20 protein-coding genes are annotated in these 23,866 nt (G+C 64.8%); 11 read left to right on the top strand and 9 right to left on the bottom strand.

The annotated features are described in order from the left end of the window. Positions 1-141: 141 nt before the first annotated feature. From GGD66_RS37135 to GGD66_RS37115, 5 genes are all read left to right on the top strand, one after another. Positions 142-1,293, top strand: a complete 1,152-nt coding sequence (locus GGD66_RS37135; protein WP_183261614.1) for an ATP phosphoribosyltransferase regulatory subunit — start codon at positions 142-144, stop codon at positions 1,291-1,293. Between the two features lie 3 nt (positions 1,294-1,296). Further along, complete coding sequence (gene hisG / locus GGD66_RS37130; protein WP_018321910.1) at positions 1,297-2,274, top strand: ATP phosphoribosyltransferase; 978 nt, start codon at positions 1,297-1,299, stop codon at positions 2,272-2,274. 98 nt (positions 2,275-2,372) lie between these two features. Then, entirely contained in the window at positions 2,373-3,410 is a 1,038-nt protein-coding gene (locus GGD66_RS37125; protein WP_018321909.1) for a glycosyltransferase family 2 protein, read from the top strand. Continuing rightward, a complete protein-coding gene (locus GGD66_RS37120) occupies positions 3,407-4,252 on the top strand; it encodes a ChbG/HpnK family deacetylase (RefSeq protein WP_183236784.1) in 846 nt (281 codons plus the stop codon). Before GGD66_RS37125 ends, GGD66_RS37120 begins: the two co-directional genes overlap by 4 nt. 115 nt (positions 4,253-4,367) lie before the next feature. Next, positions 4,368-5,192, top strand: coding sequence for a DUF2076 domain-containing protein (locus tag GGD66_RS37115; RefSeq protein ID WP_183261612.1), 825 nt, complete (start codon positions 4,368-4,370; stop codon positions 5,190-5,192). A 643-nt stretch (positions 5,193-5,835) separates the two neighbouring features. Here the strand turns inward: GGD66_RS37115 and GGD66_RS37110 are convergent. Then, positions 5,836-6,645, bottom strand: coding sequence for a L,D-transpeptidase (locus GGD66_RS37110; protein ID WP_092255294.1), 810 nt, complete (start codon positions 6,643-6,645; stop codon positions 5,836-5,838). A 317-nt stretch (positions 6,646-6,962) separates the two neighbouring features. On the opposite strand from GGD66_RS37110, the gene GGD66_RS37105 reads away from it, so the two are divergent. Next, positions 6,963-7,748: a protein phosphatase CheZ gene (locus GGD66_RS37105; RefSeq protein WP_026202637.1), complete on the top strand. Its 786-nt coding sequence runs from the start codon at positions 6,963-6,965 to the stop codon at positions 7,746-7,748. Between the two features lie 190 nt (positions 7,749-7,938). Here the strand turns inward: GGD66_RS37105 and GGD66_RS37100 are convergent, their stop codons facing one another. After that, entirely contained in the window at positions 7,939-8,460 is a 522-nt protein-coding gene (locus GGD66_RS37100; protein ID WP_026202636.1) for a hypothetical protein, read from the bottom strand. 315 nt (positions 8,461-8,775) lie between these two features. Between GGD66_RS37100 and groES the strand changes: the two genes are divergently transcribed. From groES to GGD66_RS37085, 3 genes are all read left to right on the top strand, one after another. Further along, on the top strand, positions 8,776-9,072 hold the full coding sequence (gene groES, locus GGD66_RS37095; RefSeq protein ID WP_018321905.1) for a co-chaperone GroES: 297 nt from the start codon (positions 8,776-8,778) through the stop codon (positions 9,070-9,072). Positions 9,073-9,218: 146 nt separating this feature from the next. After that, positions 9,219-10,850, top strand: coding sequence for a chaperonin GroEL (groL, locus tag GGD66_RS37090; protein WP_018321904.1), 1,632 nt, complete (start codon positions 9,219-9,221; stop codon positions 10,848-10,850). Positions 10,851-11,050: 200 nt separating this feature from the next. Next, on the top strand, positions 11,051-12,262 hold the full coding sequence (locus GGD66_RS37085; RefSeq protein WP_183261610.1) for a hypothetical protein: 1,212 nt from the start codon (positions 11,051-11,053) through the stop codon (positions 12,260-12,262). 149 nt (positions 12,263-12,411) lie between these two features. On the opposite strand, the gene GGD66_RS37080 is transcribed toward GGD66_RS37085, so the two are convergent. Then, positions 12,412-12,810: an META domain-containing protein gene (locus tag GGD66_RS37080; protein ID WP_183261607.1), complete on the bottom strand. Its 399-nt coding sequence runs from the start codon at positions 12,808-12,810 to the stop codon at positions 12,412-12,414. Between the two features lie 159 nt (positions 12,811-12,969). Continuing rightward, positions 12,970-14,634 (bottom strand): L-lactate permease, encoded by a 1,665-nt coding sequence (locus GGD66_RS37075; RefSeq protein WP_183236779.1) that lies wholly within the window; start codon positions 14,632-14,634, stop codon positions 12,970-12,972. A 314-nt stretch (positions 14,635-14,948) separates the two neighbouring features. Here GGD66_RS37075 and GGD66_RS37070 point away from each other — a divergent pair, with 314 nt between their 5' ends. Beyond that, on the top strand, positions 14,949-16,709 hold the full coding sequence (locus tag GGD66_RS37070) for an ABC transporter ATP-binding protein/permease (RefSeq protein WP_183261605.1): 1,761 nt from the start codon (positions 14,949-14,951) through the stop codon (positions 16,707-16,709). Positions 16,710-16,812: 103 nt separating this feature from the next. Here GGD66_RS37070 and GGD66_RS37065 read toward each other — a convergent pair whose 3' ends face one another. The 5 genes from GGD66_RS37065 to GGD66_RS37045 all read right to left on the bottom strand — a co-directional run bounded on the left by GGD66_RS37065 (position 16,813) and on the right by GGD66_RS37045 (position 22,814). Beyond that, on the bottom strand, positions 16,813-17,829 hold the full coding sequence (locus tag GGD66_RS37065; RefSeq protein ID WP_026202635.1) for a TorF family putative porin: 1,017 nt from the start codon (positions 17,827-17,829) through the stop codon (positions 16,813-16,815). Between the two features lie 391 nt (positions 17,830-18,220). Next, a complete protein-coding gene (locus tag GGD66_RS37060) occupies positions 18,221-18,607 on the bottom strand; it encodes a histone (RefSeq protein ID WP_092255309.1) in 387 nt (128 codons plus the stop codon). 84 nt (positions 18,608-18,691) lie between these two features. Further along, positions 18,692-20,014 carry a glycolate oxidase subunit GlcF gene (gene glcF, locus GGD66_RS37055; protein ID WP_092255312.1) on the bottom strand — a complete coding sequence of 441 codons (1,323 nt, stop codon included), beginning with the start codon at positions 20,012-20,014 and terminating at the stop codon, positions 18,692-18,694. After that, positions 20,011-21,249 carry an FAD-binding protein gene (locus GGD66_RS37050; RefSeq protein ID WP_183261603.1) on the bottom strand — a complete coding sequence of 413 codons (1,239 nt, stop codon included), beginning with the start codon at positions 21,247-21,249 and terminating at the stop codon, positions 20,011-20,013. The genes glcF and GGD66_RS37050 overlap by 4 nt, the downstream gene beginning before the upstream one ends. Positions 21,250-21,320: 71 nt before the next feature. Next, positions 21,321-22,814: an FAD-linked oxidase C-terminal domain-containing protein gene (locus tag GGD66_RS37045; RefSeq protein WP_183261600.1), complete on the bottom strand. Its 1,494-nt coding sequence runs from the start codon at positions 22,812-22,814 to the stop codon at positions 21,321-21,323. Between the two features lie 229 nt (positions 22,815-23,043). Between GGD66_RS37045 and cycA the strand changes: the two genes are divergently transcribed. Next, positions 23,044-23,439 carry a cytochrome c-550 CycA gene (cycA, locus tag GGD66_RS37040; RefSeq protein WP_018321894.1) on the top strand — a complete coding sequence of 132 codons (396 nt, stop codon included), beginning with the start codon at positions 23,044-23,046 and terminating at the stop codon, positions 23,437-23,439. Positions 23,440-23,866: the final 427 nt, after the last annotated feature.

The raw sequence follows: 23,866 nt of genomic DNA, 5'->3' as shown, positions 1-23,866 counted from the left end.
CGCGTCGAGAACGTCCATTGCCCGCCTGTTAAGCGATTGATCCTTTGGAGGTCGAAACCGCGCATCGACCATGCTAAGGGCTGCGCAATTCGCTTGCCTCCCCTTGCCTGCCCGGTTCCACCGGGACGATGGACCCCAGTTATGATCGCGACTGCCACCTCAAATGCTGCCGGCTCCGCCGCCTGGGCGGATACGCTGCTGTTGTCGTTCGCGCAGGCCGGTTACGTCAGGGCCGAGCCCGCCATCCTGCAGCCGGCCGAGCCGTTCCTGGACCTCTCCGGCGAGGACATCCGCAAGAGCCTATACCTGACGACGGACCTCACGGGCGAGGAGCTGTGCCTGCGCCCGGACCTGACCATTCCGGTGGCGCGCGACTACCTGAGCTCCGGTCGTGCCGGCCAGCCGGCCGGGTTCAGCTATCTCGGCCCGGTGTTCCGCTACCGCAGCGGCCAGGCCAGCGAATTCCTGCAGGCCGGCATCGAATCATTCGGCCGCCAGGACCGTGCCGCGGCCGACGCCGAGACGTTGGCGCTCGGGCTCGAAGCGACCGCGGCCTTCGGTGTCCGCGACGTCGAGATCCGCACCGGCGACGTGGCGCTGTTCAATGCGCTGCTCGATGCGCTCGACCTCTATCCGGTCTGGCGCCGCCGCCTGGTCAAGGACTTCAACCGCAAGATCAGCCTGGAAAAGGATCTGGAACGGCTCGCGGCCGCGACCACCGCGACCCGCAGCGAATATGAGGGCGTGCTCGCCGCCCTCGCCGGCTCCGACCGCAAGGCGGCGCTCGCCTTCGTCACCGATCTGATGTCGATCGCCGGCACCACCAATGTGGGGGGACGCACCACGGCCGAGATCGCCGATCGCTTCCTCGAGCAATCGACGCTGAAGGGCGGCGCATTGCCGCGCGAGGCGATCACCGTGCTCAAGCGCTTCCTGACGATTGCAGGCAATCCCGACGACGCCATCGCCGAGCTGCGCGCGCTCACTGCCGACGCCAAGCTCGACCTCACGGCAGCGATCGACCAGTTCGAGAGCCGGGTCGGCTTCATGGCGGCGCGCGGCATCGACGTGAAGCAGACGCGCTTCTCGACCGCGTTCGGGCGCGGGCTCGACTATTACACCGGCTTCGAATTCGAGCTGCATCACCGGGGCAACGGCGCCGAGCCGCTGGTTGCCGGCGGCCGCTATGACGGGCTGATGACCCAGCTTGGATCGACTGAACCGATTCCCGCGGTCGGCTTCTCGGTCTGGGTGGACGCGCTGACGAAGATCGGCCGCAAGGTGGGAGCTTAAGTCATGAGCGCGCCATTCGTTCTGGCCGTTCCCTCCAAGGGTCGCCTTCAGGAAAATACCGAAGCCTTCTTCGCCCGTGCCGGCCTCAAGCTGTCGAAGGCCGGCGGCGCCCGCGACTATCGCGGCACGCTTGCAGGCCTCGACCATGTCGAGGTCGCCTATCTCTCGGCGAGCGAGATCGCCTCGCAACTGTCGCGCGGTCTTGCGCATCTCGGCGTCACCGGCGAAGACCTGGTGCGCGAGAACATCGCGGACGCCGACAAGCGCGTGTCGCTGATCGATGGGCTCGGCTTCGGCTATGCCGACGTCGTCGTCGCGGTGCCGCAGGCCTGGATCGACGTTCGCACCATGGCCGACCTCGACGACGTCACCACCGGCTTCCGCGAGCAGCATCACATGCGGATGCGGGTCGCGACCAAGTTCATCAACCTCACCCGCACCTTCTTCCAGAGCCACGGCATCACCGATTACCGCATCGTCGAAAGTAGCGGCGCGACCGAAGGCGCGCCGGCGGCCGGCAGCGCCGAGCTGATCGTCGACATCACCACCACGGGCGCGACGCTTGCCGCCAACGGCTTGCGTGTGCTCGACGATGGCGTGATCCTGCGCAGCCAGGCCAATCTGGTCGCCTCGAAAGAGGCCGACTGGACGCCGCAGGCGCGGGAGACCGCACGCGTCATCCTCGATCACATCGCAGCAAGGGCGCGGGCCAACAAATATCGCGAGGTCCGCACCCGCTTCCGGCAATGCGACGCCGCCCTGCTCGGCGAAGCCCACAGCCGGTATGGCGTCGAGGCTCCGTTCGGCGGGCCGACCTCGTCAGGCATGCTGACGCTGCACTGCCCACCGGGGCAGCTCTATGCGCTGGCAAGCTTCCTGCGCGAGCATGGCGCCGAAACCGTCTCGGTGGTTTCGCTCGACTACGTGTTCGACCGGGAGAACCCGCTGTTCGCCAAGCTCGAGGCGTTCCTGCGGCGGTGAGCCCGGGGACGTTCGGCTTTTCGTTCAGCTTTGCGACAGCAAATGGCGGCTACCATATGCTGTTGAGATGACTTTGAACGCTTCTGGAACCTTGATCGATGACGCTGGGCTCTGACGTTTCCGGCATGACGACGACCGCAGGCACCGCAGCCGCGAAGGGACTGTCGATCGTCGTCCCCGTCTACAACGAGGCGGCGGGCCTCGCCGCCCTGCACCAGCGCATCTGCGATCTCGCAAAGACCTTGCGGGAGCGCTATCGGCTGGCTTGCGAGGTCGTCTATGTCGACGACGGCAGCAAGGATGCGACGCTGGCGATCGCCCGCTCGCTGCCGGCCGACGCGATCGACGTCCAGGTGGTGTCGCTGTCGCGCAATTTCGGCAAGGAGGCGGCGCTGATGGCCGGCCTCGACCATGCCCGGCTCGGCGCCGTCATGTTCATGGACGGCGACGGCCAGCATCCGCCGGCGCTGATCGAACAGCTGGTGCGGCACTGGATCGATGACGGCTATGACGTCGTCTACACCGCCAAGGCGCATCGCGACAACGAGACCTTCCTGCGCCGGGTCGCCGTGCACGGCTTCTATGCGCTGATCAATTGGGGGGCCCGGCAGAAGATTCCCGAGGACGCCGGCGACTTCCGCCTGCTGTCACCGCGCGCGGTCACAGCGCTCAGGCAGCTGCCCGAGCGCAACCGGTTCTTCAAGGGCCTCGCCAGCTGGATCGGCTTCCGCCAGATCCGCGTCGACTACGAGCCTGCCGCGCGCGCCCACGGCGTCACCACCTTCAACGCCGCAAGCCTGCTCGGCCTGTCGATCGAGGGCCTGACCTCGTTTTCGGTCGCCCCCCTGCGCTTTGCCAGCCTGCTCGGCGTCATTCTCGCCGGTGGCGCCTTCCTGTTCGGCCTTTCGATCCTCTGGGAGGTGTTCACGACCGGCAAGCAGGTGCCCGGCTATCCCTCGCTCGTGATCGGCCTGATGACGATCGGCGGCGTGCAGCTCATCATGATCGGCATCGTCGGCGAATATATCGGCAAGATCCTGTCCGAGCTGAAGGCGCGCCCGATCTACTTCGTCGCCGAGCATAGTGAAAAGCACTTCGAAGCCGACGATGCCGCGAAGAGGACGGCCGCCGAATGAGCGCGGCCGCGGGCCTGCGGCGGATCTGGCTCTGTGCCGACGATTACGGCATCAGCCCGGGTGTCAACCGCGCCATCCGCGACCTGATCGAACGCGGCCGTCTCAACGCCACCTCGGTGATGATGGTGGGGCCTGCGATCGCGCGCAGCGAGGTCGAGGCGCTCCAGGCCTCGGCGAAGACGAGTCCGCGCTGCGCGATCGGATTGCACGTGACGCTGTCGGCGCCGTTCCGCCCCCTCACCATGCATTTTCGTCCGCTCGACGGCGACATGTTCATGCCGTTTCCGAAGCTGCTGCGCGCGGGCATTTTGCGGCGGCTCGACCGCGAATTCGTCCGCAACGAGGTGAAGGCGCAGCTCGCCGCCTTTGCCGAAGCGTTCGGGTGCGCGCCTGACTTCGTCGACGGCCATCAGCATGTGCAGCTCTATCCGCAGGTGCGCGACGGCTTCGTCGATGCGGTCAGCGAAGGCGCGCCGAACGCCTGGGTGCGCCAGGGCGGCCGCGACCTGCCGCTCAGGCAGCGGCTGGCCTCACCCAAGGCCATCGTGCTCGACATCCTCAGCGCCCAATTCCGCCGCCGTGCCGGCAGCGCCGGACTCAGCTTCAACCCGGGCTTTGCCGGCGCCTATGACTTCACGCGGGCGGCCGATTTTGGCGAGCTGATGCGGCAATTCCTGGAAGGCTTGCCGGATGGCGGCCTCGTGATGTGCCATCCCGGCTTCGTCGACGATGTCCTCGCCGGCCTCGATCCGATGACCGATGTCCGCGAACGCGAGCACGCCTATCTGGCCGGCGACGCCTTCGCGCGTCTGCTGGCGGACAGCCGCGCCACGCTGGGATGACAGCAAGCCGCGGGGCAGCTTGTCGCATACCGAAATTTAATCCGGCCGGCACTGTTGGGGCCACAATGGAACCCTACATCTGCTTCGCGCTTGTTTTGCGCGAGGGAGACTGATCATGACGCCGCAGGAACGCCAGCTCGTCGACGACCTTTTCGACCGGCTTTCGAAACTGGAAAACGCACCGCGCGATCCCGACGCGATCGCCGCGATCTCGGACGGGCTGCGCAAGGCACCCGGCGCGATCTATGCGCTGGTGCAGACCACGCTGCTGCAGGACGAAGCGCTGAAGCGCGCCCATAACCGCATCCAGGAGCTGGAAGCGGCCCACGCGCCTGAGCAGGCGCAGTCCGGCGGCTTCCTCGACACCATGCGCGACACGCTGTTCGGTGGAGGCCCCTCGCGCGGCTCGGTTCCGAACGTGCCGCCGCGTGACGCGCGGCCGGTCTGGAACAGCGGCGGAGCGATGCAGCAGACGCAACCGGGCTACGGTCAGCCCCCTTACGGCCAAGGTCCAGGTCAGGGCCCGGGCCAGGGTTATGGCGCACCGCCGATGGGCGGTGGCGGCGGCTCGTTCCTCGGCACCGCGGCGGCAGCTGCCGCCGGCGTCGTCGGTGGCTCGCTGCTGCTCTCGAGCATCCGCGGCATGATGGGCGGATCGCATCAGCAGGCCTTTGGCGACACCAATGCCCTCGGCGACCGCGGCGCTGGTGGAAGTCCTTGGGGCGGCAGCGATCAGTCCGGCGGCTCGCTCGCGCGCGATGCCGGCCTCAACGACATCGGCTCGAACCGCGAGTCTCGCCAGAGCTTCTCCGACCAGGCGAACAACGATCGTAACGACAACGACCAGAACTACGGCGACAACAACGACGACGGCAATATGGACGTGGCCGACGACAGCGATTTCGGCGGCGACGACGATGGCGGCAGCGATTACGCGTGAGCAATTCGCCCGAAAGATGCGGACGGCCGCCTCTCGGCGGCCGTTTTCTTTAGAGCGTGCCCCGAGCGCCTTTTGTGCGACGGCAAGCCGCTGGGACGTTCGATATAGTATGACTAATGTGCAGCGTCATTGGACTGGCTGAACGTTACCCGACGCGCCTGAATTCACCATGACAAATCAAATCGGCATCTGACACGCGCAGCCGTAGACTCCCGGATTTCCAAATGCGGACATGGGTGTTCAACTGGAAGAACACGTTGCTCATGCCACACACCGATGTGGTTGCCTCTCTTGGTTATAGTCGGGGTTTTAAAAATGAGTCCACTTCAGCAGCGCATCGCCACCCTGACCAACGTGACAACTCATCTCATCACCGAGTTGTCGGAGTTGGAGGGACTGCACGAGCTCGTCAAGAAGGCCGAGCTGTCGGCGCGGCGATTGAAGCGCTCCGCTCGCGCATCGCTTTCCCATTCATCAACTCGTCGTCGCTGCTCTGTTGCCCCTCGTCTCGCTTCGACGGGGCATCGTCGGCCAGCCTAGACCTTAGCCGGAGGACGTACGCCGGCGGCACGCAACGCCTTCGATGCCGCGCGTCGCGAGCCGGCGCGACACGCGGAGTTGACGGCTCGCAGCGAGCGCCGGGCTACATCACCACGACCTTGGTGCCGACATTGACGCGGCCGTAGAGGTCGATGACGTCTTCGTTGCGCATGCGGATGCAGCCGGAGGAGACGTTGGTGCCGATGGTCCAGGGCTCGTTGGAGCCGTGGATGCGGTACAGCGTCGAGCCCAGATACATCGCGCGGGCGCCGAGCGGGTTCTCCGGGCCGCCTTCCATGTGCCGGGGCAGATCGGGGCGGCGGGCGAGCATTTCGGCCGGCGGCGTCCAGTCCGGCCATTCGCGCTTGGCCGTGATCGCCTTCACGCCGGACCAGGTGAAGCCGGGACGCCCGACGCCAATACCGTAGCGCATCGCCCTGCCATTGCCCTCAACGAGATAGAGGAACTTGTTCGGGGTATCGACCACGATGGTGCCGGGACTTTCCTTGCCGCTATAGTCAACAGATTGCTTCTCGAACCTCGGATCGAACGGACGCTGCCGCGGGTCGACCGTCTCCTGCTGAACCGCGCCTTGCTGATATCCACCCTGCTGCGGCTCGCCCATCGGCGGCAGGCGGCGCTGGTCGTAATAGCCGGGCTGCTGTTGATAGACCGGCCGCTCGGGCGCGTAGGCCGGACCGCGGCCGGGACCGTCGCCGAACAGGAACTCGATGAAGCCGCCGCCCATGTTCGCATTGGAGGCGACGCGCACCGGCGCCGGCGGCACCTGCGGCTGGTAGAGCACCGCGGGCGGATCGTTCGGCACCGAATTGTCGAAGGCGCTGGCACTGTTTGCGCCGGCAATGAAGGTGCAAGCGCTGCCGAGCAGCGCGACAGACATTTTCTTGAACATCGACGTACTCTGTACTGTTTCGTCTAGATCACATGCGCCGTGGAGAGCTGATGGCTGGTCCGCGCCCCTCGACGTGGTCAATAAAAGGCAAAAGCCGTTTTGTTTGGTAAACAGAAACGGCGTTTGGATTCACCACGTCGTCAGCAGCGGCGCAATTTGGCGATCAGCGTTTATTTTCGATGAACGCCGCGCGCGCATGGTTAATCGCTTCTTTGCGCGCCGTCGCGCGCAGCCGCACAACAGTTCCTGCCGTGAACTTCGTGTTAAATCGCTTCTGCCTACAAAGACGCGTGAGTGAGGTGGGGGGGAGTATCCTGATGGCTGTTCACCGCAAACGTTTTCGCGTCGAGGATATCGCTGGTGGCGAGATGCCGATTTTGGACGTAACCGAAGAGGCAATCCCGATGCATAGCGAGATCATGGCCGAGCTACGTGCGATCCGTGCACAGATGGCGAAAGGCGCTGCGCCCTTGCCCTTGTCCGGCAGCGCAGCCATGGCGGCGATCGACGCCTCCACCGCCCACGAGCTCTCCGAGGCTCGTACCATGCTCGAAACCTATCGGGCCCAGATCGAGCAGTGCGAAAAGCTGAAGGTCGAGCTCGACCTCATCCATGACGCCATCGACCGCACCAAGCGCGAAATCGCGACGCTGCACGGCAAGAGCTTTGACGGCGGCGAAATGGCCAAGGTCAATGGCGAGCTCGGCGCGGTGGTCGGCGGCACCGAGCAGGCGACCCAGCAGATCCTCGAAGCCGCGGAATCGATCGACCAGGCCGCCAGCGCAATGTCCAAGGTGGACTCGATCGACCAGCAGAAGCGGCTCGCCGACGACATCCAGGAACGCGTCATCTCGATCTTCGAGGCCTGCAACTTCCAGGACCTGACCGGCCAGCGCATCAGCAAGGTCATGACCACGATGAAGTTCATCGAGCAGCACATCAATGCGATGATGGAGATCTGGGGCGGCGTCGACGCGATCAAGTCGCACGTCGTGCCGCCGGTCGACAATCGCAGCGAGGACGACAAGCTTCTCAACGGCCCCAAGCTCGCCGGCGACGTCGGCCACGCCTCGCAGGACGACATCGACGCGCTGTTCGACTGAGCGGACGCCAGATAGAGAAAAACAAAACGCCGGCCTTTGGCCGGCGTTTTTGCTTTTTGGGACCATCCTCTCCGCTGTCATCGTCCGGCTTGACCGGACGATCCAGTATTCCAGAGGCAGCAGTGATTGAACCGAGAAGCCGCGGCGTACTGGATGCCCCGCTGTCGCGGAGCATGACGTAGGCGAGAAGCTACGCCCGCGGCGCGCAGCGGACGTAGACCATGTTGCCGTAGCGGGTGGCGGCGTCCTTGTCGATGAAGCGGGTGATCAGGACGCGGCCGTCGAAGGAGATGATTTCGCGGTCCTGCTCGCCGGGGGTCGGACCGGCCGGTCCGATGTAGTTCTTGCCGCTCGGCGAGCCCTTCAGCCGCAGCTCCTGCGGCGTCGCCTGGTCGGCCAGATGCATGATCACGCCGCCGGAGGAGCCGGCGGTGATCACGTAGGGATTTTTGCACTGGGCCCGGGCGGCAGCCTCGGTGCGGGCGCGGTCGGCCGGGTTCTGGAACGAGGCGAGGCCCCAGCGTCCGACGATCTCGTCGGCGCGAATGGTCGCAGGCATTTCGGGCGCGACGCCCGGCTCAGCTTCGGGCGGCGGCGAGGACGACGAGAAGGACGGCAGGCTCATGCCGCCGCCGCAGGCGCCCAGCAGCAGCGCCAGACAAGAGGCGGCGGCCAGATTGGCAACCGTGCGCGCGTGAGCTGAACTGATCATGGCATTCCCCCGAACAAGACCATGGCCGCACCCCTCCTGCAGCCAAGCGCAAAACCGCTGCCGGAGCAATGACGTCCTTTAATACGTCGGCGCCCCGAACAAGTTTCCAGTGCCACCATCCTATATCCGCCTCACCAATCGCTTAACCACCTTTGCTTGACAGGATCGCGGCCAAGCCATATTTCCGGGCCCACTATTAGCACTCGGAAAGCCCGATTGCTAAGCACGCCGTTCGATCCTCGGGATAGGGGGCGGACGGAAGCGCCGCCCCACCCACTTCACTACTTCCGAAGCGAGCCTCCAAAGGGAAACGTCATGGCTAAATCCAAATTTCGTCCGCTGCATGACCGTGTCGTGGTCAAACGTATCGACGCCGAGGAAAAGACCAAGGGCGGCATCATCATTCCGGACAGCGCCAAGGAAAAGCCGTCCCAGGGCGAGGTCGTCGCCGTCGGCCCCGGCGGCCGTGACGAGACCGGCAAGCTGACCCCGATCGACCTCAAGGTCGGCGACCGCGTGCTGTTCGGCAAATGGTCGGGCACCGAGGTCAAGATAGACAACGAAGAGCTCCTGATCATGAAGGAGTCGGACATCATGGGCGTACTGGCCTAAGGCCATCCGCCTGAACAGCCGCTGAATGTCATGCCCGGATCCAGGCGATCCGGGCATCCATCATTCCGCCGGGTTCGGTCCACGAATCCGGGATTGATGCGACGGGCGAGCGGCAGACACATCACCACACACGAGGGATTGCTAAAATGGCTGCCAAAGACGTCAAGTTTTCCGGAGACGCGCGCGATCGCATGCTGCGCGGCGTCGACGTTCTTGCCAACGCCGTCAAGGTGACGCTCGGCCCGAAGGGCCGCAACGTCGTCATCGAGAAGAGCTTCGGCGCACCCCGCATCACCAAGGACGGCGTCACCGTCGCCAAGGAGATCGAGCTCGAGGACAAGTTCGAGAACATGGGCGCCCAGATGGTGCGTGAGGTCGCCTCCAAGACCAACGACCTCGCCGGTGACGGCACCACCACTGCCACCGTGCTGGCCCAGGCCATCGTGCGCGAAGGCGCCAAGGCCGTTGCCGCCGGCATGAACCCGATGGACCTCAAGCGCGGCATCGACAGCGCGGTTGCTGCGGTCATCAAGGACATCGAGAAGCGCGCCAAGCCGGTCGCCGCCTCCTCCGAGGTCGCCCAGGTCGGCACCATCTCGGCCAACGGCGATGCCGCCATCGGCAAGATGATCGCCCAGGCGATGCAGAAGGTCGGCAACGAAGGCGTCATCACCGTCGAAGAGAACAAGTCGCTCGACACCGAAGTCGACATCGTCGAGGGCATGAAGTTCGACCGCGGCTATCTCAGCCCCTACTTCGTCACCAACCCCGAGAAGATGACCGCCGAGCTCGAGGATGCCTACATCCTCCTGCACGAGAAGAAGCTCTCGGGCCTGCAGGCCATGCTTCCGGTGCTGGAAGCCGTGGTGCAGTCGGGCAAGCCGCTCGTCATCATCGCCGAGGACGTCGAGGGCGAGGCGCTGGCCACCCTGGTCGTCAACCGCCTCCGCGGCGGCCTCAAGGTCGCCGCCGTCAAGGCGCCGGGCTTCGGCGATCGCCGCAAGGCCATGCTCGAGGACCTCGCCATCCTCACCGGCGGCCAGCTCATTTCCGAGGACCTCGGCATGAAGCTCGAGAACGTCACGGTGAAGATGCTGGGCCGCGCCGGCAAGGTCGTGATCGACAAGGAGAACACCACGATCGTCAAGGGCGCCGGCAAGAAGCCGGATATCGAGGCCCGTGTCGGCCAGATCAAGGCGCAGATCGAGGAGACCACCTCGGACTACGACCGTGAGAAGCTCCAGGAGCGCCTCGCCAAGCTGGCCGGCGGCGTCGCGGTGATCCGCGTCGGCGGCGCCACCGAGATCGAGGTCAAGGAGAAGAAGGACCGCGTCGAGGACGCCCTCAACGCCACCCGCGCCGCGGTGCAGGAAGGCATCGTCCCCGGCGGCGGCGTCGCGCTGCTCCGCGCCAAGAAGGCGGTGGGCCGTCTCACCAACGCCAATGCCGACGTCCAGGCCGGCATCAACATCGTGCTGAAGGCGCTGGAAGCTCCGATCCGCCAGATCTCCGAGAACGCGGGCGTGGAAGGCTCGATCGTCGTCGGCAAGATCCTGGAGAACAAGTCCGAGACCTTCGGCTTCGACGCCCAGAACGAGGACTATGTCGACATGGTCGAGAAGGGCATCATCGATCCCGCCAAGGTGGTGCGCACCGCGCTCCAGGACGCCTCCTCCGTGGCCGGCCTGCTGGTCACCACCGAGGCCATGGTCGCCGAAACGCCGAAGAAGGAAGCTCCGCCCGCGATGCCCGCCGGCGGCGGCATGGGCGGCTTCTAAGCCTCCGTTCCGTTACAGTGTTGCGAAGGCCGCCTCCGGGCGGCCTTCTTTTTTGCCGACCCTGCTCCTCCGCTTTCCGATTCAACCGTCGGCCAAAACCCACTACGGTGACGCGCCGATTCGAATTGTTTGGGCATGATCCTCTCGGAAAACCGCTTCACACCTTTCCGGATCATGCCCGTTGCGCGAGGATTTCATCGATGCGTGCGCTTCTGGTTTGTTCGACAGCCGTTTTGGCGGCTCTGCTTGCAGCTTCTCCGCATCCCGCCTCCGCCCAGATGAAACTGTCGCCGAGGGCCACGATGCCCGGCGGTCCGGAGACGCGCTATTTCACCTCGATCGACGGGCTGATGGACGGCAATGCGGACGTGATCCTGAAGGAGACGCGCCAGGGCAAGACGGTAACGGCGGCCGTGCTCGACGTCTGCTATCCCGTCGCAAAGAATTCCGACCGCAAGGACCGCTTCGTCGTCAATCTGCAGGTCGCGGGCCAGACCCTGACCGGCACCACGCAGAGCATCAGCGAGAAGTCGCCCGTCAGCGTCAAGCTGCTGCGCAAGCAAGCCGGGGACACCTTCGAATTCCGCGGCCAGATCAGCATCGGCCAGGTGGTGACCGAGGTGACCTCGCCCGACAATTCCGATCTCAGCGAAAAGGAATTTCAGGACAACCAGACCTCCGACGACGGCATCACGCCGCAGCCGAAGGATTTCACCGACGTCTCGCCGGAGGCGATCGCGGTCAAGGTCAAGCTCGACGCTGCAACCGACTTCCTGAAGAGCCTGAAGGGCCAGGCGGTCGAGGTGACGCTGGCGAGCCTCACGGTTGGCTGCGATGCCCTGCGCGCAGGCGAGCAGACCATCAACATGTCGGTCGATCCCGAGCGCGCCGGCGCGCTGCTGGCGAAATTCAAGGCGACGCCGGGCGTCACCGCCGCGGGGTGGACTGCGGGCATGACCGAGATGGACCGCACCATCCGCTTCGCCGCGGCCGACTGGCGCGACGGCGACAAGATCAGCAAGGACAAGCTCGCGGCGGCCGTTTCGAACGTTTTGAGCCGGACGCTCGCGGCAAAGCCGATCTCGCAGAGCTTCAACCCCGCCACGGGCAAGCTCAAGCTGGTCTTCAAGCGGCCGAACCCTGACTTCCCCGCGCTCGATCTCACCGACACGATCGAGGTCGCAGGGCTCGTCTCGCCCGACAAGCCGGGCACGACCGACAAGCTCATGCTCTGGATCGGCAGCCCCGCGACGACGACCGCCGACGAGAGCAGCGGCGCCAAGCTCAATCTCTCCGACGACACGTCGGTCGACGAGGAAGGCGAGCAGCCCGACGACAACGGTTCGGTCGAGGCGCTCGCCAAGGAGCTTAGGGGCCAGCGCTGGGATGCCGACAAATCGGTGTGGAAGTAGGCTTTCGTGCCCCGGACGCTGCGCAGCACGTCAGTGATGCGCTGCAGAGCCGGGGCCCAGAGGCCCCGCGCAGTCGCCGATCGAGTCTGAGTCCCGGCTCTGCGCAGCAGCGTTGCACGCTGCAGCGCGTCCGGGACACGAGAGCGGAGCTAATTCCCCGTCGTACGAAAGCGCAGCGGCTTGGGGCCGATCAGCGTGAGCACGTCGCCCTGACGTTTCCAGGTCTCGACGCTGCTCAGTGCTGCGACCAGATCGTCGTCGGCCTGCGCCCTTGCCGCCGGGCAGGAGCGATCCTGGATCTGGCCGGGGACGAAGATCACGGTGTTGCCGGCGACCGAGAACTGGCCCTTGCCGCCCTTGCACCAGAGCTCGAGCACGACCTCGCCATGGTCGCCGATCTCGATGTTCGGAATTCGCTTCGAGCCTGCTTGCGGCAGCGCTTCCAGCGTCATCTCGGTGCCGAACGGGAAGCCGTCCTCGGCACGCGCGACAACGGACATCGCGAGCATTGCAACCGCAGCACACACCAATCGCTTGAGCGAAACCATGAGACCTCTCGTCCGACCTGATTTGCCGCACCTTCTATAAGACGGCGGCGCCATTGAGAAGGTTCGCGCCACCTGGAGCGCGATGAGATTTGATTGGGCGCAAAAATCCCCGCGGGGCGGAACCTCGCGGGGATTTGCCTTCGAGCCGGAGTTGGCCTGCTACTTCAGGACCATTGCCGTGAACGGCCAGACATAGGCCTGCAACGTCACGAGCACGCCGACGAGACAGGCCAGCACGATCGAGTGCCAGAACACGAAGCGCAGGATCGTGCCCTCGTGGCCGTACCAGTTGGTGGCAGTGGAGGCGACCACGATCGACTGCGCGTCGATCATCTTGCCCATCACGCCGCCGGACGAGTTCGCCGCGGCCATCAGGACCGGCGACAGGCCGAGCTGCTCGGAGGTGATCTTCTGCAGGTTTCCGAACAGCACGTTGGAGGCGGTGTCCGATCCCGTCAGCGCCACGCCCAGCCAACCGAGCAGCGTGCCGAAGAAGGGATAGAGCACGCCGGTTGCGGCGAAGGCGAGGCCGAGCGTCGCGTCGACGCCGGAGAGCCGCGTCAAGGTGCCGATCGCCAGCATCGCCGAGATCGTGATCAGCGAGATCGCGCAGAGCCGGATGGTGCGGCCGTACTCGGTTACGAGCTTGCCGGGACCGACGCCCATCAGGACACCGGAGATGATCGCCGCGATCAGCATGCCGGTGCCGGTGAAGGACAGGTAGGTGAAGCCGAACACCGCGCTCTCTTTCGTCGGCGCTGGCGCGACAGGCGGCATCTTGTTGATCATCTGGTGCAGCTCGGGCACGGGATAGTTCCAGACGAAGATCGAATTCGCCCAGGCCTTGAACGCCCCGTTGCCCCAGATCAGCATCACGATGCAGACGATGATCCACGGCAGCAGCGCGCCGAACAGTTCGCTCTGCGTCAGTGGCGTCTTGTCGAGCGGTTTGGCCGCCGCCATGGTGGCTGCCGATTCATCGCTGCCGCGCAGCGCCGGCGACAGCCAGAGCTGCCTGGGCTGCCAGACCTTGAGGAACAGAATCAGCGCGCCCATCGAGATCAGCGACGCACCGATGTCGACGATCCAGGGGTTGATGAAGTTCGAGATCACGAATTGCGGAATCGCGAACGACACGCCGGTGACCAGGATCGCCGGCCAGACATCCTTCATGCCCCTCCAGCCCGCGAACGCCCACACCACCCAGAACGGCACGATCAGCGAGAAGACCGGCAATTGCCGGCCGACCATGGCGCCGAGGATGTAGGGATCGAGCCCGGTGACCGAGGCAAGGCCCTGGATCGGCGTGCCCAGCGCGCCATAGGCGACCGGCGCGGTGTTGGCGATCAGCGACAGGCCAGACGCCGCGAGCGGCGAGAAGCCGAGGCCGATCAGCACGGCACCGGTGATGGCGACCGGCGTGCCGAAGCCCGAGGCGCCCTCGAAGAACGCGCCGAAGGAGAACGCGATCAGCAGCAATTGCAGCCGCCGGTCCTCGGTGACGCCGCCGATGGCGCGCTTGAGCAATTCGAAGCGTCCCGTGCTCACTGTCACCTGGTAGAGGAAGATGACGTTGAGGACGATCCAGCCGATCGGGAAAAAGCCGGTGACGATGCCCAGCACCGAGGCGCGGATCGACATGTTCGCCGGCATGGTGAAGACGAAGATCGTGATCAGATTGGCCACGATCACGGCGATGACCGCCGCGATATGCGCCTGGACGCGGCCGCTCGCGATCAGAACCAGCAGCGTGACGACGGGCACCGCCGCCGCAATCGTCGACAGCACCGGGCTGTTCAGCGGATCATAGACTTGATTCCACATTGTCTTCCTCCCCACGCATGTTTGCGGCAGACGGCCCGCGTGGAGAGCCGATCCTGCTTGACGCTGGAAGCGATAACCCCGAGCTGGACGCGAATTCCTCGCGAATGCGGCGGTTCCCGTCCCGCTCACAAGCTCGCGAAATCCCCGAGCACCCCTACCCCGCGCCGTCGAACCCCATGCTAGGGTTGCGGGGTGCGACAAGACAACGCAAATTGCAGACCTTGCGACTTTAGTCTAAGCGCGCCGCTTTTCGCCATTGCCTCAAGTGGTTGGCTCAGGGCATTTGTGCACATCCCCCTAGGAGACCCCGCTCTGTGAAGAACATCAGCGCCACGCTCGCGATCGTCTGGCGAATCGCCGTCCCCTATTTCCGGTCGGAAGACAAATGGGCCGGCCGCGGCCTGCTCGCCGTCGTCGTCGCGATGGAGCTGGTGCTGGTCGCGATCAACGTGCTACTCAATCAGTGGCAGAACCGGTTCTACAGCGCATTGCAGGCCTACGATCTGCCCGAATTCGTCAAGGAGGTCTGGATCTTCCTTGGGCTTGCCTTCACCTTCGTCGCGCTGGCCGTCTACAAACTCTACCTGAACCAGTGGCTCCAGATCCGCTGGCGGCAATGGCTGACGCAACACTATCTCGGCGAATGGCTCGAGGGCGCCACGCATTACCGCATGCAGCTCAAGGGCGATGCCGCCGACAATCCGGACCAGCGCATTACCGAGGACGTCAAGAATTTCGTCGAGCAAACGCTGACCATCGGCCTCGGCCTGTTGTCGTCGATCGTGACGCTGGCCTCGTTCGTGGTCATCCTCTGGGGCCTGTCCTACAAGGCCCCCTTGTACATTTACGGCACCGATATCCTCGTGCCCGGTTTTCTGGTCTGGTGCGCCCTGGCCTACGCTATTCTGGGTACCGCGCTGACCCACTGGATCGGCGCCCCGCTCATCAATCTCAATTTCGAGCAGCAGCGCTTTGAGGCCGACTTCCGCTTCAACCTGATCCGCGTGCGCGAAAATTCCGAGCAGATCGCCCTTTTGAAAGGCGAGAACGCGGAGCGAGGGCATCTGCTGCGGCGCTTCGGCTTCGTCATCGGCAATTGGTACGAGATCATGGGCCGGACCAAGCGCCTGACCGCCTTCACGGCAAGCTACGGTCAGGCCGCGACGCTCTTTCCCTATGTGGTGGTGGCGCCTGCCTACTTCGCCAAGCGCATCCAGCTCGGCGACATGATGCAGACCGGCTCGGCGTTCGGCAGCGTGCAGGATGCGCTGTCCTTCTTCGTCACCGCCTATCGCTCGCTCGCAGAGTGGCGCGCGGTGATCGCCCGCCTCGATGGCTTCGAGATGTCGGTCAGCTCCGCCGCCCACGGCGCAGCGCTCGAACCGTCCATCGACATCGCACCAGCGAACGGCAAGGCCATCGCGCTCGAGCAATTGCTCGTCAAACTGCCGAACGGCGCGCCTCTGGTCGCAGCCGATGCCTTCACGATCCAGCCGTCGGAGCGGGTGCTGGTGACCGGCCCGTCGGGCTCCGGCAAGTCGACACTGTTCCGGGCCATCGCCGGCGTCTGGCCGTTCGGCACCGGCACGATCGCCATTCCCGAGACGTCGAAGCTGATGATGCTACCGCAGCGGCCGTATTTCCCGATCGGCGCGCTTGGCGACGCCGTCATCTACCCGACTGAGCACGGCTCGGTCCCGCCCGAGAAGATCCGCGACGCCTTGATTGCCGTCGGCCTGCCGCGGCTGGCGGACCGGCTCGACGAGCACGGCCACTGGAACCGGACATTGTCGCTCGGCGAACAGCAACGCCTTGGGCTTGCTCGTGCGCTGCTGCACATGCCGGACTATCTCTTCCTCGACGAGGCGACCGCCTCGCTGGACGAGCCGTCCGAGGACCGGCTCTATCGGCTGCTGACGGAGAAGCTGCCGCAGGCCACCATCGTCTCGATCGGCCACCGCTCGACGCTCGACGCCTTCCACACCCGGAAGGTGGCGTTGGTGGAGGACGGCGAGATCCACGTCCTCGGTAAAGCCGGCGAGCCGGCCCGGGCGGAGCCGACCGCAGCGCGCTGAGGGGCCAGCCGGCATCTCGAACTACCAGGGCGGGCCCGCGGGCCCAAAGCAAAAGGGCGGCAGATTGCTCTGCCGCCCTCGTAGATGGTCTCGGGAAACAAACTTACTTCAGGTTGGTCATCGCCGTCAGGTCGAACGAGAGCTTGGCGATGCCGGTCGCGCCGCACCACTTGGAGCCGACGCCCGACGGATTGATGCTGCTGTAGCTGCTGCTGAAGGTGGCGGTGTTGTCGCTGGTGAAGGCGTTGCAGTTAGCCTTCGAGAGGTCAGTGTCGGAGTAACGGAGATCCAGGGTCATCACCTTGTAGGTGAAGCCGACGCCGACGTTCCAGGTGTTGTAGTCAGCGTATTTGATGCCGTTCGGGAACGGGCCGCCGCCGAGCGGGCTGGCGATGCCGGTGCCGTAGAACGAGTCGGAGGTGCCGAACCACTGACGGCCGAATTCACCCGACACATACATGCCGACGCCGCTCGAACCGAACGTCGTGCTCGGCGCCGTCCACTTGGCCGTGACCGAGGTGTAGTTGCCCCAGGCGCCGGTGTTGAGGAAGTTCGGCGAATAGAACTCGTTGATGCCGAACGCCCAATTGTCGTTCACCGTGTAGGTCATCTTGCCGTAGACTTCGAAGAAGCTGACGTCCTTCTTCATGACGTTTCCGTTCGCCAACGCGTTGGCGGCGCATTCTGCGCTGAGCGGATTGCCGGCGGTATCGAAGCCGGCGCCGTAATAGCAGGTCCCACCCGGATACAGGTAACCCCAGACGCCGATGTCGAAGGCGAAGGCACCGAAGGTCGGGCGGATACCGCCGTAGATGTCGATCTCGGCCGCGGCGCGATTCGGGAAGGAGATGCTCTCACCGGCCACGCCGACATAGAGCTGCAGGTCCTTGGTGACGTTGTAGCGCGGCTCGAAATAAGCCGCGACCGACGGCTTGTTGTTCGACTGGGTGATACCGCGGAAGACGTAGTTGCTCATGATCGCGCCGCCGAAGGCGATATCCCAGGGGTCGAAGGCGGGTGGCGGCGGGGCCTTCAATGCCTTCACGCGCAAGTCTGCCGCGAAAGCCGAACCCGTTGTCACCATTGCCAGCGCCGTTGCCAACAAAGCCACTTTCTTCATTTCGATCCCCATCGTCAGTTCTCACCCAGTCGGATCCCGGAAGCCCCCCGGGGCAAACGACTTGTCTGCAAAATTGCGTTACTGCGACAATCTGGATTGAGGGATGGGGACCGTGAAGCAAAAATCACGGGCATCTGCCGACTTTTTGGGCGTTTTGACGATTCCACGAAAGGTTATCGCCCGGTGTGTCTTCTCGATCACATTATTTGCATTCCAAAGTGCACGAAGGGACCGTGCAAGTACGGGGAAGGCAGCTAGCGTGGCAACCGGGCTACGAATCAGGCTGGCGGGGGAAGAGACGGCTTCGGGGAGGTGCTTGCGGCGATGCAAAAAGGCCGCAGCGTCACCGCAGCGGCCTTCCCTGTTGGCGATCGCGGTCGCAGGACGGGAGCTAGCTTTGCCCCTCGGCCGGTGCCGCTTCCGCAGAAGACGAAGGCATCGCCCAGCTCGTCTCGGCGGCCGGCTCGGGAGCCGGAGCTGGCGCCGGCGCTGACGGCTTCGGCGCGGGCGCTGCCTTCGCCTTCTTCGGTGCCGCTTTCTTCGCGGCCTTCTTCGGTGCAGCCGGCTTGGCTGCTTTCTTGGCTGTCTTCTTCACAGCCTTCTTGGCGGCCTTCTTTGGGGCGGCCTTCTTCGAAGCTTTCTTGCCAGCTTTCTTGGCAGTTTTCCTGGCAGCTTTCTTCGTGGATTTCTTGGCAGACTTCTTCGCGGACTTCTTCGCCGCTACAGCCTTCTTCGCCTTTTTGGCCTTCTTGCTTTTTTTCTTCTTCGCTTTCGCCATCGTGGTCCTCCTGTTGCCGACGAACAATGGTCGATCGGGCGTCGTTCTACCGTCGCCTCCGGAGGAAAGCTCAGGCTTGAAAGCTCAAACTTGCGCGTTCAATGCCGGCCGCGACCCGCCCGTAGCCCAATCGAGAAGCTCAATCGTGTGTACGACCGGAACTGACGTGCCACTGGCAATCTGCACCATGCAGCCGATATTGCCCGCGGCAATCATGTCCGGCTTGACGCTTGCGATGTTGGCGACCTTGCGATCGCGCAACCGGCCCGCAAGCTCGGGCTGGAGAATGTTGTAGGTCCCCGCCGAGCCGCAACACAAATGGCTCTCGGGTACATCTTTCACCACGAATCCATTCTTGGAAAGCAATTCTTTCGGAAGGCCCGTGATTTTCTGCCCATGTTGCAACGAACACGCCGAGTGATAGGCGACGACGATGTTGTCATGTCGCGCAGTCGGCTCGAGTGCGAGGCCGGCGATGTATTCGGTGATGTCCTTGGCGAGCGCGGACACCCTCGCCGCATCGGCGGCGAACGCAGCATCCTCGCGCAGCAGATAGCCGTAGTCCTTGATCACTGTGCCGCAGCCGGACGCCGTCACCAGGATGGCGTCGAGCCCCTCGCCGGCCGCTTCCTTCCGCCACGCCGCAACGTTGGCTCGCGCCCGCGCCAATGCATCCTGATCGTTGCCGAGGTGATGGGTCAGCGCGCCGCAGCACTGCTCGTCCCGGACCAGGACAACCTCAACGCCGTGGCGGGTGAGAAGACTGATGGCCGCCTGGTTAATGCGCGGCGCCAGGACCTGCTGGGCGCAGCCCTGGAGCAGCGCGACCCGGCCGCGCTTCTTGCCGAGCGCCGCGAACACGCTGCCCGCGGCGGGGCCCGGCGGCGGCAGCCGGTGCGGGGCCAGCGCCAGCATCGCCTTGATGCGCTGGATCAGGCCGGGCGTCGCCGAGGGCCGCGGCGTCGGCAGGAAAACGGCAAGCGGACGGGCCAGCCGCGCCAGCACCATGCTGATGCGGAAACGCTGCGGATCCGGCAGGACGAAGGCCAGCACCTGGCGCAGCAGCCGCTCGGCCAGCGGCCGCTGATAGCGCTGCTCGATCCTGACTCGGGCCTGGTCGACGAGATGCATGTAGTTCACCCCTGAGGGGCAGGTCGTCATGCAGGCCAGGCACGACAGGCAGCGGTCGACGTGCTTGACCACCTCCGCCGTCGGCGCCTGGTCCTTCTCCAGCATCTCCTTGATCAGGTAGATGCGGCCGCGCGGACTATCGAGCTCGTCACCGAGCAGCACATAGGTCGGACAGGTTGCGGTGCAGAAGCCGCAATGGACGCAGGCGCGCAGGATCTTGTCGGCTTCCGCGATGTCGGGATCGGCAAGCTGGGCGAGTGAGAATTCGGTCTTCATGCCACAGCGCCTCGGCTCAAGCGGCCCCGGTTGAGAATGGCCTTTGGATCGAAACTGGCGCGCACCCGCTCGCTCAGGGCGGCAATGCCCGGCGCCTGCGGATGAAAGACGTCGACCTCGCGCCTGACGTCCTCGGCCGCCCGGATCAGCGTGGCGTGACCGCCGACGGCGTTGGCACGCATCCGAACGGCCGGAGCATGCGCGTCGCCCTTTGGCGGCAATGCCGCCCAGATCAGACCGCCGCCCCAATCATAGATCACGTCGCCGCCGGTCTCGCGCGCCAATTGCGAGCCGAGCGCAGCGCCTGAGGCCGGCGGGCAGACGATCCGCCAGACCGGCCAGGCGCCGAGCGCTCCGCTGGCCGCGAACGGCAGCACGTCGCGGATCGTGGCCCACAGCGCGGCAGACGCCGCGTCCTCGATCAGCGTCGCGGTTCCGAACGGCGTCAGCAATTCCCGCAGCGAGTTGGCGCGGTGGGCGGCTGAGGCCGTGATGCCCTCGAGCCGCAGCACTGTCAGCGACTCGTCCTGGTCTGCGAGATCACCAAGCCCGTCGGTCTTGGTCCGGAACGCCGATTTCGGCAGATGCGCGGCACCGGAAACGTCGAAGGGCGAGCCGAGCGCCGCGGTCATCGCCTTGTTGGCGGCGGCATCATCTAACCCGCGCAGCAGTAGCGTCCGCTCGGCCTCGGGCTTGGGCATCACCTTCAGCGTGACCTCGGTCATGACGGACAGCGTGCCCCAGGACCCCGCGAGCAGCTTGCAGAGGTCGTAGCCGGTGACGTTCTTCACCACCTTGCCGCCGGTCTTGAAGCTGTCGCCGAAGCCCGAGACGGCGTGCGCCCCGAGCAGATGGTCGCGCGCCCCGCCCGCCCTGATCCGCCGCGGCCCGGCCAGCCCGGCCGCGATCATGCCGCCGATGGTTCCGAGCGCGGGCGTGCCGAGCAGCGGCGCGGTGTTGACAGGCTCGAACGCGAATTGCTGGTTCTTGGTATCGATCAGCGCAAGCACATCGGCCAGCGGCGCGCCGGCCTGGAGCGTGATGATCAGCTCATTCGGCTCGTAGGAGGTGACGGCGTTCAGCGCGGAGAGGTCGAGCACGGCATTGGTCGCCATGGCATGGCCGATGCCGCGCTTGGAGCCGTGACCGATAATCTCGAGCGGCTGCTCATTGGCAATCGCCGCGCGCACCACCTCTTCGACGTCTTTGGCGTCTCTGACCTTAAGCGTATCCACGACTGAGCCGGTATCCAAGTTTAGAACGGAAAGCAAATTTGGCGGTTGCAGCGAAGGCGCAGCGACCGACACTAGAACCGCGGGAGATCCGGAAACGCCAGCTTGCCGGCATGCACATGCATGCGGCCGAGCTCGGCGCAGCGGTGCAGGGTCGGAAACACTTTTCCGGGATTGAGCAGGCCCTGCGAATCGAAGGCGCATTTCAGCCGCTGCTGCTGGTTGAGGTCGATCTCGCTGAACATGTCGGGCATCAGGTCGCGCTTCTCGATGCCGACGCCGTGCTCGCCGGTGAGCACGCCGCCGAACTCGACGCAGGCGCGCAGGATATCGGCGCCGAAGGCCTCGGCGCGCTCGATCTCGCCGGGCTTGTTGGCATCGTAGAGGATCAGCGGGTGCAGATTGCCGTCACCGGCGTGGAACACGTTGGCGCAGCCGAGCTGGTATTTTTCGCCGAGCTCGCGGATGCGCGCCAGCGCGTTCGGCAGCGCGCCGCGGGGAATGGTGCCGTCCATGCAGAGATAGTCCGGCGAGATCCGGCCGACGGCGGGGAACGCAGCCTTGCGGCCGGCCCAGAACAGATTGCGCTCGGCTTCCGAATTGGAGATCTGCAGCGTTACCGAGCCGCAGCCGCGTGCAATGGTCTCGACGCGCGTGATCAGCTCGTCGACCTCGATCTTGGGCCCGTCGAGCTCGATGATGAGCAGCGCTTCGACATCGAGCGGATAGCCGGCATGGACGAAGGCCTCGGCGGCGTGGATCGCGGGCTTGTCCATCATCTCCATGCCGCCAGGAATGATGCCGGCGCCGATGATCCGCGCCACGCATTCGCCGGCGGCCTCGACCTCGGCGAAGCCGACCATCAACGCGCGCGCCGTCTCCGGCTTCTGCAGGATGCGCACCGTGATCTCGGTGATGACGCCGAGCAGCCCTTCCGAGCCGGTGATGACGCCCATCAAATCGTAGCCCGGGTTCTCGCACCCCTTGCCGCCGATGCGCAGGATCTCGCCGCTCATCAGCACGATCTCGCAACCGAGCACGTTGTTGGTGGTCATGCCGTATTTGAGGCAGTGCACGCCGCCCGAATTCTCCGCGACATTGCCGCCGATCGAGCAGGCGATCTGCGAGGACGGGTCGGGCGCGTAATAGAAGCCGGCATGAGCGACCGCCTGGCTGATGGCGAGGTTGGTGACGCCGGGCTCGGTGACGACGACGCGATTGTCGAAATCGATCTCGCGGATGCGCTTGAACTTGCCGAGCCCCAGCAGCACGCCGTCTTCGAGCGGCAGCGCCCCGCCTGAGAGCGATGTGCCGGAGCCGCGCGGCACCACCTTGATACCTTGCCCTGCACAATATTTCAGGATGAGGGAGACCTGCTCGGTCGTATCGGGCAGCACCACGACCATCGGCGGCTGCCGATAGGCCGTCAGCCCGTCGGATTCATAGGCCCGCATCTCCGCAGGCGTATCGATCACCCCCTCGCCGGGCACGATCGCGCGCAATGCAGCAACGATCTCGGCACGCCGCGCGAGCACGGCCTGGTCGCTTGCGGGCATCATGATGGCCATTTTATGGAGCCTTCGTCCGACGGATGGAATTGTTTCGGCAAATCAATCATGTCTTGCCGTCTTTGGGTAGGTCCTCCGAAGGTCTCATTGCTTTGTTGCAGCGCAAGTTCTCTCTGGGGCAAGTCTGCTATCAGGAAACCTGTCAAAGTTTCGCGGCTTGTCCACTTGCATCGAACCTGCCAAAACCACGACCCTCCATCTGACCCGGGAAGAGACGAAGAGCACACTTATGACAAAACTGACTTTCGGCGCGCTGACGATCCTCACCGTCATTGCCACCGCACCCGCCGCGATGGCGCAGGATGTCGCGGCCGGCAAGACATCGTTCAACAAATGCCTGGCCTGCCACGCGATCGGCGAAGGCGCCAAGAACAAGGTCGGCCCCGAGCTCAACGGTCTCAACGGCCGCAAGTCGGGCACGGCTGAGGGCTACAGCTACTCGGACGCGAACAAGAATTCCGGCATCACCTGGGACGAGGCCGTGTTCAAGGAATACATCAAGGACCCCAAGGCCAAGATCCCGGGCACCAAGATGGCGTTCGCCGGCATCAAGAACGAGACCGAGATCAACAATCTCTGGGCCTATGTCTCTCAGTTCGACAAGGACGGGAAGATCAAGCAGTAAGCCTGCACAAGGCATTCGCTGCAGCTTCGGTTCCGATCGAATCAGGGCCGAAGCTGCAGCTTTTTGTTTTGGAGCGCTTTCTTCGCGCGGCCCGTCATTGCGAGCGCAGCGACTTGTCCGCCGAAGCCTTGGCGAAGGCGGAAGCAATCCAGTCATTCCTCCGAAAGACTCTGGATTGCTTCGTCGCAAGAGCTCCTCGCAATGACGGAGCAAGGGGCGGCATCGCGATGCTCCAATGCACATCCCAGCTGCAGTGCCGTAGGGTGGGCAAAGGCGCGTAGCGCCGTGCCCACGATCTCCGTCCATGAGCAACAAGGCGTGAGCACGCTGCGCTTTGCCCACCCTTGTAATAGCGCGATCGTTTATCTTTGACCTGTTCCATGAGGAATGGCCTGCCGCGGTTTGCACCCCGCGACAGGCCGCTGGC

The sequence above is a fragment of the Bradyrhizobium sp. CIR48 genome, from assembly GCF_014198315.1.
In the GTDB taxonomy this organism is placed as follows: Bacteria; Pseudomonadota; Alphaproteobacteria; order Rhizobiales; family Xanthobacteraceae; genus Bradyrhizobium.
This window is presented reverse-complemented; position numbering and strand designations above follow the sequence as displayed.